We start from the raw sequence: 13,443 nt of genomic DNA, 5'->3' as shown, positions 1-13,443 counted from the left end.
GAGATCCCGTTGAGCCAGACCGACACCACCGAGGTCGACGTCCAGGCGCTCGAGCAGGAAGGCGAGATCGCCGCCGACTACATCGAGGGCCTGCTGGACATCGGTGACTTCGACGGCGACATCGACATGGACGTCGAGGGCGAGCGCGCGGTCGTCGCGGTCGTCGGGGCGTCCCTGGACGAGCTGGTCGGCAAGCGCGGCGAGGTCCTGGAGGCGCTCCAGGAGCTGACCCGGCTCGCCGTCCACCGCCAGACCGGCGAGCGCAGCCGGCTGATGCTCGACATCGGCGGCTACCGGGAGCGCCGCCGCGCCGAGCTGACCAAGCTGGGCCAGGAGGTCTCGGCCGAGGTCAAGCAGGCGGGCGTGGCCAAGCCGCTGGCGCCGATGACCCCGTTCGAGCGCAAGATCGTGCACGACGCGGTCGCCGCCGCCGGACTGCGCAGCGAGTCGGAGGGCGAGGAGCCCGAGCGCTACGTCGTCGTCCACCCCTCGTAGGGACGGACCGTCCGGCGCAGGCGTCCGGCATGACCGGCGCTGTTCGCGTGGTCACCGCCGGCCCGGCGTGAACACGTCGGGATCCGCGTACGACAACGAACCGCCTGCCCGCCCCGTGTGAGAACGGGACGGGCAGGCGGTTCGCTTTTTTGGGCGGCGACGGCTCGGCTGCCGTAGCCGCGCTCGCTGTTGGATTTCGCTCTCTGCGGGGCGGTGGCTTTGAACGTCCTGCCTGCGGTGGCTTGGACGTCCTGCCTGCGGTGGCTGTGGATACGTCCAGGCGCGATACCTGGTAGGGGAACGGGGACGGTCACCCATCTGGCGCGGTCCGGGTGACCGTATCCCCTATCCGATCTGCTTCTTCTCAGTGGTGCGGACGGCCGTGACCGCGAGGGCCGAGCCGGCCGCGTGATCGCACGCTTCGTCGCTCACTCGTCCGGAGGATGCGCCTCAGAGTCCGCGCCGAACGCGGCGCTGCGGCGACGCGGGCGGCGGGTTCGCGGCGGCCGGGTCGTTGGCGATGGCGGGATCGTTGGCGATGGCCGGGTCGTTCGCCAGCGCCGGGTCCTGTGCGGCGGGCTCGGCGGCGGCGTGGTCGGCCGGGCTGGCGTCCTCGTGCAGGGGACGCTCGATCACACGTTCGACGACCTTGGGCTCCTCGGGACGCTCCACCACGCGCTCGACGACCCGCGGCTCCTCGGCGCGCTCGATCAGGCGCTCCTCGACGACGCCCCGGTCGGGTTCGACGTCGTAGCCTGGATCGGCGCCCGTGATCTGCTGCGACCGCCGGCGCGGACGCGTGTAGGCGAAGGTGAAGACCATGCTGATCAGGCCGACCAGGATCAGGATCCAGCCGACCAGGTGAATGTCGAGACCGCTGAGGTCGACCCGCACCGCGAAGGCGAGGATCATCCCCACCGCTATGAAGGCCAGACTGACACCGATACCCATCTCCCAGTGCTCCTCCCGTCGCGAGTGACAGCGCCGCTCTCCCTCTACCCGGCTGACGTCGAATATGCCTGCCGGCCCTCTCCCGCAGGGCTTTCCACGTCCCGGCGCGTCCTGCGACACGCGGTCCGGACGGTCGGACAGGGGTGGGGGAGAGGGCGGGACACCGTGTGAGCTGGCGTGGCGGGAGCCGCCCGGGTACGCCGCCGCCGGTTTTTGTGGAACGATTCGTCTGGTGGGCATTGCACGTGAGGTATTCGGTGACGCGCTGCCGATCGCGGAACGCTACGCGGAGTTCCTCGCCGACGCGGGGGTGGAGCGCGGGCTGATCGGGCCGCGCGAGGCCGACCGGCTGTGGGAACGGCATCTGATCAACTGCGCCGTGGTGGCCGAGGCCGTCCCGGAGAACGCCCGGGTCGTGGACATCGGCTCCGGGGCCGGGCTGCCCGGCCTCGTGCTCGCGATCGTCCGCCCGGATCTGTCGATCACGCTGCTCGAGCCGCTGCTGCGCCGGACGAACTTCCTGAACGAGGCGGTCGAGCTGCTGGGCCTGCGCAATGTGGAGGTCCGCCGCGGCCGTGCCGAGGAGGTCGTCAAGGAGTTCTCCATGGACGTCGCCACGGCCCGGGCCGTCGCGCCGCTGGAACGGCTGGCGAGATGGGCGCTCCCGCTGCTGCGTCCGGGCGGTGAGCTGCTGGCGATGAAGGGGGAGCGGGCGGCGGCGGAGATCGAGGAGGCCGCCCCGGTGCTCAAGCGATTCGGTGTGCGGACCACTGAACTACTCCAAGTCGGACAAGGTAAGGTCGAGCCGCCGACAACGCTTGTCCGGGTGGTGGCCGAACGCGCGCCGCGTCCCGCCAAAGGGTCGAAAAAGAGGTCTTCATGAGCACGGGACCGGTACCGGGCCGCTCTGGCAGCCCCGCCGAATCCGCTGACGAGCAGGCCGCCGCACCCGCGGGGGACCTTCCCGGTCACGCCGAGGCGCCGGAACGTCCAGAAGGCCCGTCCGGTCCCGCGATCGACCAGGCCGGACGGCCCGCCGGGGCCGCCGAGGAGACGGACGCCGGATACCGGCCCGAGGTGCCGCGCCCCGCGCAAGCAGGCGACCCCGCTCAGGAGGGCGGACCCGCCCCCTCCGGGCACGCGCTGTGGGGAACCACGACGTCCGGCACCGCGGAGAACGTCGGATACGTCCCGACCGGAGGCGGCGCCACGCTGCCCGCGCCGCGCCAGGGACACACTCAGGGGGAGTCAGAACTCGTGCGCGAGGCGCTGAAGGACGCCAAGGTTTCACATGAAACCTCCGTGACCGCGCTCAAGGTGAGGCCGGGCGCGGGCCGCCGGGACGCCGAATGGCCCCGGCCCGGACGCTGCCGGATCATCTCGGTCGCCAACCAGAAGGGCGGCGTGGGCAAGACGACCACGTCGGTGAACATCGCGGCGTCCCTGGCCCTGCACGGCGCCCGCGTCCTGGTGGTGGACCTGGACCCGCAGGGCAACGCCTCCACCGCGCTCGGCGTGGACCACCACGCGGACATTCCGTCCATCTACGACGTGCTGATCGAGGACACGCCGCTGGCCGACATCGTCGTCCCCGCGCCGGAGATCCCGAACCTGTACTGCGCTCCGGCCACGTTGAACCTGGCGGGCGCCGAGATCGAGCTGGTCTCCAAGGTGGCCCGCGAGTCCCGGCTGCGTCGCGCGCTGGACGCCTACGACACCGACGGCTTCGACTACGTGCTCATCGACTGCCCGCCGTCGCTCGGGCTGCTCACGGTGAACGCGCTGGTCGGCGGGGACGAGCTGCTGATCCCGATCCAGTGCGAGTACTACGCGCTGGAGGGCCTCGGGCAGCTCGTTCGGACGGTCGACCTGGTGAAGGCGCACCTGAACCCGGAGGTCAACATCTCCACGATCGTCCTGACGATGTACGACGCGCGGACGCGGCTCGCCGCCCAGGTGGCCGAGGACGTCCGCGCGCACTTCGGGGACATCGTCCTGAACACCGTGATCCCGCGGAGCGTCCGCGTGTCGGAGGCCCCGAGCTACGGGCAGTCCGTGATCACCTACGACCCCGGCTCCAGCGGCGCGCTCGCCTACAGCGAGGCCGCCTCGGAGATGGCGCACCGCTGGGTGGAGGCCGCCCAGTGAGCAAGCAGCCGCGCGGCCTGGGGCGTGGACTCGGCGCTCTCATCCCGACCGCTCCGCCGCCGCCACCGGCCGACGACCCGTCCGCAGCCGCCACCGGGCACTCCGGATCTTCTTCCGCCGGACGCGACGTCCCCTCCGGCGGGGGACACCCGGAGGCCCAGACGGTCGCGGGGGCGCACTTCGCCGAGATCCCGCCGCGCCTGATCCGTCCCAACCCCCGCCAGCCGCGCGAGCACTTCGACGACGAGGCGCTGCGGGAGCTGTCGGAGTCGATCGCCATCGTCGGCCTGCTCCAGCCGATCGTCGTCCGGCGCATCAAGGACGGCGGCGAGCACGAGTACGAGCTGATCATGGGCGAGCGGCGGTGGCGCGCCGCCCAGCTCGCCGGGCTGGACGCCATCCCCACGATCGTCCGGGACACCGGCGACGACGCGATGCTCCGCGACGCCCTCCTGGAGAACCTGCACCGCCAGCAGCTCAACCCGCTGGAGGAGGCCGCCGCCTACCAGCAGCTCCTGGAGGACTTCGGCGCCACCCACGAGCAGCTCGCCAGCCGTATCGGACGGTCCCGTCCGCACATCACCAACACGCTGCGCCTGCTGAACCTGCCGCCGAACGTCCAGCGGCGGGTGGCGGCGGGCGTCCTGTCGGCCGGGCACGCCCGCGCGCTGCTCTCGCTGGACAGCGCGGAGGCCCAGGACCGGCTGGCCCAGCGCATCGTCGCCGAGGGACTGTCCGTCCGGGCGGTCGAAGAGATCATCGCCATGCGGGAGGCGGACGAGGAGCCGAAGGCGCCCCGGACGCGCGGCAAGCGCTCGGTGGCCCCCGAGCTCCAGGACCTCGCCGACCGCCTCTCGGATCGCTACGAGACGCGCGTCCGGGTGGACATGGGGCGCAACAAGGGCAAGATCGTGGTCGAGTTCGCCACGCTGGAAGACCTCGACCGCATCATCCAGGCGATGGCCCCGGGTGACCAGGGCGTCGACGACGACTGACCGCCCACGTGCACTGCTCCAACGCCCGCCTCGCACCCGCGAGGCGGGCGTTCTGCTTCCTGGGGGCCGTCGTTTCACGTGAAACGGCCGCCATGGCAAGCGGGACGGGAGGCACCCGGCATCCGTCCCGTACGCGTGTGGTTGCCTGTGTTTCACGTGAAACGGCGGCGGAGGAGCGTTTCGCAGAGGGGGCCGAGGTCGAGGCCGGCGGCGACGACGGCGCGGGGGAGGAGGCTGGTCTCGGTCATGCCGGGAGCCACGTTGACTTCGAGGAATTGGACGTCGCCCGCCCCGTCCACGATCAGGTCGGTTCGTGAGATGTCGCGGAGGCCCAAGGCGCGGTGGGCGGTGAGGGCGGCGTCGGTGGCGCGCTCGGCGGCCTCGGGGGAGAGGCGCGCGGGGACCACGAACTCGGTGTCTCCGGCGTCGTAGCGCGCCGTGTAGTCATAGCGGCCGTTCGGCGTGACCACCTCCACGGCCGGGAGGGCGCGCGGACCGTCCGGGCCGTCGATGACGCTGACGGCGACCTCCGTGCCGTCCACGTAGCGCTCGACGAGGGCGGAGTCGCCGTAGGCGAAGCAGGAGACCAGCGCGGCGGTGAGGTCCTCGGCCTTGTGGACGGCGGTGGCGCCGAGCGCGGAGCCGCCGCGCGTGGGCTTCACGAAGAGCGGCAGGCCGAGGCGGGTGACGACCAGGTCGAGGACGGCGGTCGCGCCGAGGTCGTGGAAGAGCTCCTTGGGAAGGGCGACCGAGGCGGGCGTGTCCACGCCGGCGCGCGCCACGACGGATTTCGCGGTGGGCTTGTCCCAGGCGACCCGGCAGGCGTCCGGACGGGCGCCGACGTAGGGGATCCCGACAAGTTCGAGGATGTCGCGGATCGCGCCGTCCTCGCCCATGGCCCCGTGCAGGACGGGGAAGACGACGTCCGGCGGGTCCGCGGCGAGGCGCTCGAGAAGGTGAGCGTCGGCGTCCCGGAGCTCCACCGGAATGTCCAGGGCGCGCAGGGCGTCGGCGACGCGGCGGCCCGAGCGCAGTGAGACCTCACGCTCGTAGGAGAGTCCTCCGGCGAGCACGACGACGTGAGCGAATTCCACTGCGGTTCCTTCGGTGCGGGCGAGCAGGTCGGACGGCACCCATCATGGGGGCTACCGCCGTTTCACGTGAAACGGGGCGGTGCCTCGGGCGGGTTATCCACAGAACGTGCCTCGGCTTCCCTCGCCTCCTCCCGTCCAGCGAGCATGGAGGCATGGGGCTTATGGGACGGCAGCGACGGGCGGCTCGCAGAGAAAACCCGCGCCCTCCGCCTGCGGAGAGGCGGAGGGCGCGGGTCGGGTGAACGAGAAGGGAGCGCGGAGGAATCAGACGACTTCGGGGCCGGGGGTGTCCACACCGGAGGAGCCGCGGTGGCCGACGCCGCCGAAGGTGTCGCGGGTGCGCAGCTCGCCCTCGATGACACCGGCGAGGCGGCGGACGCCTTCGCGGATGCGGTCCGGCTCGGGGTAGCAGTACGAGATGCGCATGTCCCGGCGGCCGTTGCCGTCGGCGTAGAAACCGGTGCCGGGGACGTAGGCGACGCGCTCGGCGATGGCGCGCGGAGCCATGGCCTTGGCGTCCAGACCGTCGGGGAGGGTGAGCCACACGAAGAAACCGCCGGCGGGGCGCGTCCAGCTGCAGCCCTCGGGCATGAGCGTCTCCAGGGCGTCCAGCATGGCGTCGCGGCGCTCCCGGTAGAGCTGCCGGAACTCCTTGATCTGCTCGCGCCACGGCTGCGTGGACAGGTACTCCCGGACGGCCAGCTGGGAGAAGCTGGAGTGGCAGAGCACCGCCGACTCGGCCGCGAGGACGAGCTTGGCGCGCACCGCGTGCGGGGCGAGCGCCCAGCCCACCCGCAGGCCGGACGCGATCGTCTTGGAGAACGTGCCGAGGTAGATCACGCGCTCGGAATCGTCGGCGCGCAGCGCCCGCATGGGCTCGCCCTCGAAGCCGAGCAGCCCGTAGGGGTTGTCCTCGACGACGAGGATGTCGTACTCGGCGGCCAGCTCCAGCAGGCGCGTGCGCCGGTCGGCGGAGAGCGTCACGCCCGCCGGGTTCTGGAACGTGGGGACGGTGTAGAGGAACTTGACCGTGCGTCCCTCCCGCCGCAGCCGCGCGAGGGTGTCTTCGAGCGCCTCGGGGATGAGGCCGTTCTCGTCCATCGCGACGTGCACGACGTGCGCCTCGTACGACGCGAAGGTGCCCAGCGCCCCCACGTAGGACGGTCCCTCCGCGAGGACGACGTCGCCCGGATTGACGAAGATCCGCGTGATGAGGTCGAGCGCCTGCTGCGCGCCGACGGTCACCACCACGTCGTCCGCGCACGCCTGCACGCCCTCCAGCGCCATGACCTCGCAGATCTGCTCGCGCAGTCGCGGATCCCCCTGGGCGGAGGCGTACTGGAGCGCCTGGGCGCCGTTGCGCGCGATGAGGTCCCCGACCATCCCGCCGAACTCGTCCAGCGGCAGCGCCGAGACGTACGGCATCCCCCCGGCCAGCGAGACGACCTCGGGCCGCGAGGCGACCGCGAACAGGGCCCGGATCTCCGACGGCACCATCCCGGCGGCGCGGTCGGCATAGCGATCGGTGTAGGCATCTGAACGCGAGTGCTGCTCCACGAGCCACCTCCAGGGGATCGGATGTCCCAGCAAACTACGGCATCGATCCCGCCCCGATCCGGAGAACCCCCCGCATCTCCCACGACCGGGTCACACCACACCCCCCAACCGAACCATGCCCCCACGCCCCCGACGACCCATCCAGCCCCCAACCCGCCCCATCCGCCGCCCAGCACCGGGGCTGGGCGGCCGGCTCGTCCGCCCGCTCGTCCGCTCGCTCGCCCGCTTGCTCGCCCGCTTGCTCGCTCGCTTGCTCGCTCGCCCCGCTTGCTCGCTCGCCCCGCTTGCTCGCTCGCTTGCTCGTCCGGTCGCTCGCCCGCCGCTTGCTCGTCCGGTCGCTCGCCCGCCGCTCGCTCGTCCGCCGCTCGCTCGTCCGCCGCTCGCTCGTCCGCCGCTCGCTCGTCCGCCGCTCGCTCGTCCGCCGCTCGCTCGTCCGGTCGCTCGTCCGGTCGCCCGCTCGCTTGCTCGTCCGCCCGTCCGGACGGTGCCTGAGTACCCTCAACTGCCTGCCCCGACCGGCGGCGCCTGCGGCCCTTTCTCGCAGGCGGTGCGCAGACGCTCGACCTTGCCGGTCCACCTGCCGAACAGCTCCGTCCGCAGCCGGTCCTGCAGGTCGATCCCCCGGACACGGCCCACTGCGCACCCGCATCGGGGTGAAGCGTGCCTACCCGGCGAACTGGCGCGAGCGGGGGTGCGTTCCGCCGGGTGGCTAGGGGCCGGCGGGCCGTTCCGCCGGGTGGCTAGGGGCCGGCGGGCCGAGCGAGGGTGTGCTCCCGTCGGAAGGCGTGGGAGTGGGGGAGGGGCTGGGCGGGGGGCTCTTCTGGTGGGGTGGGGTTGGTTACGATGCCGGGGGTTGGGGTCGCCGGGAGCGGGGGTGCCGGGTCGGTGTCGCGTCGTCTGGTCAACATCACTCTGGACAACCTGGATGATCTGCCGCACCGGTGCCGGCGGTGCGTGTTCTGGGAGCTCGACCCCGTGGCCCTGGAACGGGCCGTGAAGGCGGGGGACGCGGGGCTGGAGAAGGAGGCCTGGGTCTCGTCGACGCTGCTGGAGTGGGGCTCCTGCGGGAAGATCGCGTACGTGGACGACACGCCCGCCGGGTTCGTGATGTTCGCGCCGCCGCTGTACGTGCCGCGGTCGATCTCGTTTCCGACCAGTCCGGTGAGCGCGGACGCGGTGCTGCTGATGACGGCGCACATCGTGCCGGAGTTCGCCGGCGGCGGGCTGGGACGGATGCTCGTCCAGGGGGTCGCGAAGGACCTCGTCCGGCGCGGGGTGAAGGCGATCGAGGCGTTCGGCGACCTCAAGGGCGAGGACGGCGGGTGCATGGTCCCCGCCGACTACCTGCTGTCGGTCGGCTTCAAGACCGTCCGGCCGCATCACCGGTACCCGCGGCTCAGGCTCGAACTCAAGTCGGCCCTGTCGTGGCGTGAGGACGTCGAGATGGCGCTGGAACGCCTGCTGGGCTCCATGACCCCGGAGGGGATGCTCCGTCCCGTCTGAGGGGCGCTGGGAGACGCGCGAGGGCCCCGCCTTCCCGGGGTGGGACGGCGGAGCCCTCGCGGTGGTGACTAGATGAACTCGGCGAGCTCGCGGAGCAGCGCGGCCTTGGGCTTGGCGCCCATGATCTGCTTCACGACCTCACCGCCCTTGTAGAGGTTCAGGGTCGGGATCTGCATGACGCCGTACTCGGCGGGGACCTTCGGGTTCTCGTCGATGTTCATCTTGACGATCTCGATCTTGTCCCCGTGCTCCTTGGAGATCTCCTCCAGAACCGGCGCGACCATGCGGCACGGACCGCACCACTCGGCCCAGAAGTCGACCAGCACGGGCTTGTCGCTCTCCAGGACGGCGGTGGCGAAGTCCTTGTCGGTCACGGCTTTCATGGAGTCTCCCTCGGTTCTCGTTCTTCGGACGGTGCGGCGGCCCCCCGCCGCCGCACCGGACGGCGCGTGGGCGCCGGTCAGCCCTCGCCGGCGAGGACGGCCGGGTCGGTCTGCGGGACGGTCTCGGCCTCGCCGCGGTCCTGCAGCCAGCGCTCGGCGTCGATCGCGGCGGCGCAGCCGGTGCCGGCGGCGGTGATCGCCTGCCGGTAGGTGTGGTCGACGACGTCGCCGGAGGCGAACACGCCGGGCAGGTTGGTGCGGGTCGTCGGGGCGTCCACCACGAGGTAGCCCTCGTCGTCGGTGTCGAGCTGGCCGGTGAACAGGTCGCTGCGCGGGTCGTGGCCGATCGCGATGAACAGGCCGGTGACCGCGAGGTCCTCCTCGGCGCCGGTCCTGACGTTGCGCAGCCGGACGCCGCTCAGCTTCTCCTCGCCGTGCAGCTCCACGACCTCGCTGTCCCAGGCGAACCGGATCTTGTCGTTGTTGAAGGCGCGGTCCTGCATGATGCGGCTGGCGCGCAGCTCGTCCCGGCGGTGCACGACGGTGACCGTGCGGGCGAACTTGGTCAGGAAGATGGCCTCCTCCATGGCGGTGTCGCCGCCGCCGACGACCGCGATGTCCTGGTCGCGGAAGAAGAAGCCGTCGCAGGTGGCGCACCAGGAGACACCGCGCCCGGAGAGCGCGTCCTCGCGCGGCAGGCCCAGCTTGCGGTGCTGCGAGCCGGTCGCGACGATCACCGCGTGCGCGCGGTACACGTCGTCGCCGACCTTGACGATCTTCGGGTCGGAGGTGAGGTCGACCTCGGTGACGTCGTCGGTGATCAGCTCCGCGCCGAACCGCTCGGCCTGCTTGCGCATGCCGTCCATGAGGTCCGGGCCCATGATGCCGTCCGCGAAGCCCGGGTAGTTCTCCACGTCGGTGGTGTTCATCAGGGCGCCGCCGGCGGTCACCGACCCCTCGAAGACCAACGGCTTCAGATCGCCGCGGGCCGCGTAGACCGCGGCCGTGTAGCCGGCGGGACCGGACCCGATGATGATGACGTTGCGGACGTCGTCGCTCACTGTCTCAGTGCCTTTCTCGATGGCCTTCGGTACCGGAGGGGCGGGAACGCCGGGCCGTGTCGGAGATCCCCGGATCCGTTCCGGACCGCCAGTCGCGTCAACCGATCCTAGGGCCCGATGATTCCCGGCCGTCCCGGGGCGGGGGTGGGCTGGACATAAGCTTGCCCACATGGCGCGGATTCTTCTCCTGCACTCCATGTACGGGCTGCGGCCCGCCGTCCTCCAGGCCGCCGACCGGCTGCGGGCGCAAGGGCACGAGGTGCACGTTCCGGACCTCTACGACGGCCGGGTCGTGGACGATCCCGACGAGGGCATCAAGATCAAGGAGGAGATCGGGCGGGACGAGCTGCTCAGGCGGGCGGTCGCGGCGGCGGCGCCGCTGTCCGGCTCGGACGGCGTCGTCTACGCGGGCTTCTCCCTGGGCGGCGCCCTCGCCCAGAACCTCGCGCTGGCGGACGAGAACGCGCGCGGCCTGCTGCTCATGCACGGAACGTCCGACATGCCGGACGACGCCTCCGCGCCGGACCTCCCCGTCCAGCTCCATGTGGCCGACCCGGACACCTTCGAGCCGGTCGACTGGCAGAACGCGTGGTACCTCCGGATGCGGCGCGCGGGCGCCGATGTCGAGGTCTTCCGCTACCCGGGGGCGGGGCATCTGTTCACCGACCCCGACCTCTCCGACCACGACGCCGAGTCCGCCGAGCGCGCCTGGGCGATCGCAGAGGACTTCCTGAAGGGTCTCTGAACGGAGGCTCCACGAAACCGTCCGCAGAGGCTTCGCTGAGAAGCATCCTAAGGACGGGCCGCCGGGGACGATCGCGGAGTCCGCAGCGGCGGATCGCTCTGGAAGGCTCCTGGAGAACCCCCTACTGACACGAAAACGACGGCCGTCCGGACATCGGACGGCCGTCGTCTCTCGTCTCAGCGACGAACGCGAGCCTCAGCCGGACACCTGGGTGTGGCTGATGAGCCGCTGGTCCTTGGGAGTGCAGTCCGGGCGGACGACCCACACGTCGTACCGTCCGGCGGACGGGCCGGGCAGCGCGATGACCACCGCGGGCGCCCCGTCGTACTTCGCCTGGTCGACCAGGACGGGCCGGACGGTCTTCGCCACGGCCGCCACGCACTGCTGCACCGTCGCCGTCGCGCCCTGGACCGTCAGGCGCCGGCCCGGTGCGCCGACCGCCCGCGCGACCTGGGGGCCGAGCGACGCCGCGTGGTAGTCCGTGCCGGTCGAGACGATCGCGTAGCCGTCCGCCGCGGAGGGCACGCCCCCAGCGGAGATGTGGTTCGTCGCGGACGGGTCCGAGACCGGCGGCGGGACGTTGGCGGTGCCGTCATGGGTGCCGCCGCGCAGGATGGTCGTGCCGACCGCCGTTCCGCCGCCGAGCACGACCACCGCGGCCGCGGCGGCCGACAGCACCCGCCAGTGCCGCTGCCTGCGCCGCTGCTCGAGGCTCACCACGGTGGCCGTGTGGAGCGACTCGGCGGCCAGGGCGGAGTCGATCCGCTCGGCGAGTTCGGCGGGCATGGGCGGGAGCGGCGCCTCCGCCAGGATCCGGGAGACGTCCGCAAGGTCGGCGGATCGGTCCCGGCATTCGGCGCAGGTGTCGAGGTGCGCGTTGGCGGAGGCGACCCGGTCGTCTTCGAGCAGTCCCTCGGCGAGGTCGGCCAGGGTGTCGTAGTCGAGGTGCGGGGTGATCATCGGGGTGCGCCACCTCCTTCCACACCTCCGACGTTCCGCGCGTCCCGTCGGTTCCGATGCTGGCGCAGAAGTGGCGCGAGCCTCGCCCGTCCGCGGGCGCAGCGCGACTTGATCGTGCCGGGCGGGACCTCCAGGACGGCCGCCGCGTCGTCCACCGAGTAGCCCATCATGTCCACCAGGACGAGCGCCGCGCGCTGCTCGTACGGCAGGTGCCCGAGGGCCTGCCGTACGTCCAGGGAGATCCCGTGCGCGTCGGTGGGGTCGGGCATCTTGGGGGCGACGGCGTCGAAGGTCGCGTCGTCCCCCATGGGCGTGGCCGGACGCACCGAGCGGCGGCGGATGCGGTCCAGGCACGCGTTCACCACGATGCGGTGCAGCCAGGTCGTGACGGCGGCGTCGCCGCGGAACCGGCCCGCGGCGCGGAACGCCGACAGGCAGGCGTCCTGGAGGGCGTCGGCGGCCTCGTCCGGGTCGCCGAGGGTGCGCAGCGCGACCGCCCACATGCGGTCCCGGTGCCGGTGCACGAGCTCGGCGAAGGCATGCGGGTCCCCCTGCGCGTGCCGGGCGAGGAGCTCCTTGTCGGGCACCTCGCCCACCCGCGGCGTGCTCACCGAGGCCATGACCGCACGCCTTCGGTGCTCACCGGACGTCCGGGAGCGGTCGCACCTGCTGAGGAAGACACCACAGATTCCTGGGGGGAGGGGACATTCTGCTCACAGGCACGATACCGAGAGACCTCCCCCAACGGCACGACCCGTGATGGGGCGGACGCGATCGCCACCCCATCGTTACCGCTCCCGGGCGTGTCGCGAGCAGGTCCGGGAGCGGTGTGCTAACCGGCGGAGCCGAGAATCGTGACCTCGCTCAGTTTCGCCTTGAACCCGTCCGGCACCGGGGTGGTGAACCAGACGCAGACGTACTGGCCCGTCCCGGCCTTGTCCGCCTTGATGGGGAATGTACCGCTTTGGGACCTCGCCTGCCCGACGACGCGCAGGGCGCCGAGCGACTTGGAATCGCCGACGCGCAGCTCCATCGGAGCGCCCGAGACGCCCGCGGTGTCGACCCGGACGCTTTCGACCCGGACCTTGCGGCCCATGTCGAAGACGACCCCGAGGCCGTTCTTCAGCTTGCCGAAGTTGTCCCCGTGGTACCCCGCGCTCTGCCAGGACCGGCCGTGCCCGCCGCTCTTCAGCAGGACGTCCAGGTTCTTCCCGATCTGGTGGTCGGTGTCACCCTTGGAATCCTCGAGCGAGAAGACGTCGACGGGCTTCAGCGTCGTCGAGGCGGGCTCGGACGGCGAGGAGGTCTTGCCGTGCCCGGTGACGTTGCCCTGCGCGCCCGTGCCCTTCTTCGGCTCGTCGCTGCCGGACAGCGCCCACGCACCGAGCCCGACGACGACCGTGAGCGCCGCCGCGGCCACGCCGATCAGGCCGCGGTTGGCGGGCTTGCGCGGCGCGCCGTGCCGGGTGGGGCGTCCGACCGGGGTCGTGGGCTGGACCGGGGGCGGGGCGGCCGTGGGCGGCGACGAGCGCATCGGACGCGCCGGGGCGG

13 protein-coding genes and 1 pseudogene are annotated in these 13,443 nt (G+C 72.0%); 6 read left to right on the top strand and 8 right to left on the bottom strand.

Going from position 1 to position 13,443, the window contains the following annotated elements; translation table 11 throughout:
• Positions 1 to 9: 9 nt before the first annotated feature.
• Complete coding sequence (locus DZF91_RS13525; protein ID WP_117357834.1) at positions 10 to 495, top strand: Jag family protein; 486 nt, start codon at positions 10 to 12, stop codon at positions 493 to 495.
• A gap of 450 nt (positions 496 to 945) precedes the next feature.
• Here the strand turns inward: DZF91_RS13525 and DZF91_RS41140 are convergent, their stop codons facing one another.
• Positions 946 to 1,446 carry a DUF6458 family protein gene (locus DZF91_RS41140; protein ID WP_199486613.1) on the bottom strand — a complete coding sequence of 167 codons (501 nt, stop codon included), beginning with the start codon at positions 1,444 to 1,446 and terminating at the stop codon, positions 946 to 948.
• A gap of 232 nt (positions 1,447 to 1,678) precedes the next feature.
• On the opposite strand from DZF91_RS41140, the gene rsmG reads away from it, so the two are divergent.
• The 3 genes from rsmG (at position 1,679) to DZF91_RS13505 (ending at position 4,589) form a co-directional block, all read left to right on the top strand.
• The gene (rsmG, locus tag DZF91_RS13515; protein ID WP_117357824.1) at positions 1,679 to 2,329 is read left to right on the top strand and encodes a 16S rRNA (guanine(527)-N(7))-methyltransferase RsmG; all 651 of its coding nucleotides are present in this window, start codon (positions 1,679 to 1,681) and stop codon (positions 2,327 to 2,329) included.
• Between the two features lie 419 nt (positions 2,330 to 2,748).
• Complete coding sequence (locus tag DZF91_RS13510; RefSeq protein ID WP_328589165.1) at positions 2,749 to 3,594, top strand: ParA family protein; 846 nt, start codon at positions 2,749 to 2,751, stop codon at positions 3,592 to 3,594.
• On the top strand, positions 3,591 to 4,589 hold the full coding sequence (locus tag DZF91_RS13505; RefSeq protein WP_117357822.1) for a ParB/RepB/Spo0J family partition protein: 999 nt from the start codon (positions 3,591 to 3,593) through the stop codon (positions 4,587 to 4,589). The genes DZF91_RS13510 and DZF91_RS13505 overlap by 4 nt, the downstream gene beginning before the upstream one ends.
• A gap of 152 nt (positions 4,590 to 4,741) precedes the next feature.
• Here DZF91_RS13505 and DZF91_RS13500 read toward each other — a convergent pair whose 3' ends face one another.
• Both DZF91_RS13500 and DZF91_RS13495 read right to left on the bottom strand, forming a co-directional pair.
• Positions 4,742 to 5,683: a D-alanine--D-alanine ligase family protein gene (locus DZF91_RS13500; protein WP_117357821.1), complete on the bottom strand. Its 942-nt coding sequence runs from the start codon at positions 5,681 to 5,683 to the stop codon at positions 4,742 to 4,744.
• A 264-nt stretch (positions 5,684 to 5,947) separates the two neighbouring features.
• Positions 5,948 to 7,180, bottom strand: a complete 1,233-nt coding sequence (locus DZF91_RS13495; protein WP_117357820.1) for an aminotransferase-like domain-containing protein — start codon at positions 7,178 to 7,180, stop codon at positions 5,948 to 5,950.
• Positions 7,181 to 8,125: 945 nt separating this feature from the next.
• Here DZF91_RS13495 and DZF91_RS13485 point away from each other — a divergent pair.
• Positions 8,126 to 8,743 (top strand): GNAT family N-acetyltransferase, encoded by a 618-nt coding sequence (locus DZF91_RS13485; protein WP_117357819.1) that lies wholly within the window; start codon positions 8,126 to 8,128, stop codon positions 8,741 to 8,743.
• 68 nt (positions 8,744 to 8,811) lie between these two features.
• Here the strand turns inward: DZF91_RS13485 and trxA are convergent, their stop codons facing one another.
• Complete coding sequence (gene trxA / locus DZF91_RS13480) at positions 8,812 to 9,126, bottom strand: thioredoxin (RefSeq protein ID WP_117357818.1); 315 nt, start codon at positions 9,124 to 9,126, stop codon at positions 8,812 to 8,814.
• A gap of 77 nt (positions 9,127 to 9,203) precedes the next feature.
• Entirely contained in the window at positions 9,204 to 10,187 is a 984-nt protein-coding gene (trxB, locus tag DZF91_RS13475) for a thioredoxin-disulfide reductase (RefSeq protein WP_235834259.1), read from the bottom strand.
• Positions 10,188 to 10,356: 169 nt separating this feature from the next.
• Between trxB and DZF91_RS13470 the strand changes: the two genes are divergently transcribed.
• Entirely contained in the window at positions 10,357 to 10,932 is a 576-nt protein-coding gene (locus DZF91_RS13470) for a dienelactone hydrolase family protein (RefSeq protein WP_117357816.1), read from the top strand.
• A 195-nt stretch (positions 10,933 to 11,127) separates the two neighbouring features.
• Here DZF91_RS13470 and DZF91_RS13465 read toward each other — a convergent pair whose 3' ends face one another.
• The 3 genes and pseudogenes from DZF91_RS13465 to DZF91_RS39760 all read right to left on the bottom strand — a co-directional run.
• Positions 11,128 to 11,892 (bottom strand): anti-sigma factor family protein, encoded by a 765-nt coding sequence (locus DZF91_RS13465; RefSeq protein ID WP_117357815.1) that lies wholly within the window; start codon positions 11,890 to 11,892, stop codon positions 11,128 to 11,130.
• A complete protein-coding gene (gene sigM / locus DZF91_RS13460) occupies positions 11,889 to 12,512 on the bottom strand; it encodes an RNA polymerase sigma factor SigM (protein ID WP_117357814.1) in 624 nt (207 codons plus the stop codon). The genes DZF91_RS13465 and sigM overlap by 4 nt, the downstream gene beginning before the upstream one ends.
• Before the next feature lie 212 nt (positions 12,513 to 12,724).
• Positions 12,725 to 13,443 (bottom strand): annotated as a pseudogene (locus DZF91_RS39760) (AMP-binding protein); the annotation flags it as partial.

The organism is Actinomadura logoneensis, from assembly GCF_003428695.1.
In the GTDB taxonomy this organism is placed as follows: Bacteria; Actinomycetota; Actinomycetes; order Streptosporangiales; family Streptosporangiaceae; genus Spirillospora; species Spirillospora logoneensis.
Note: the sequence above shows the minus strand (reverse complement) of the source record. Positions and strands in the feature narration are given on the sequence as shown.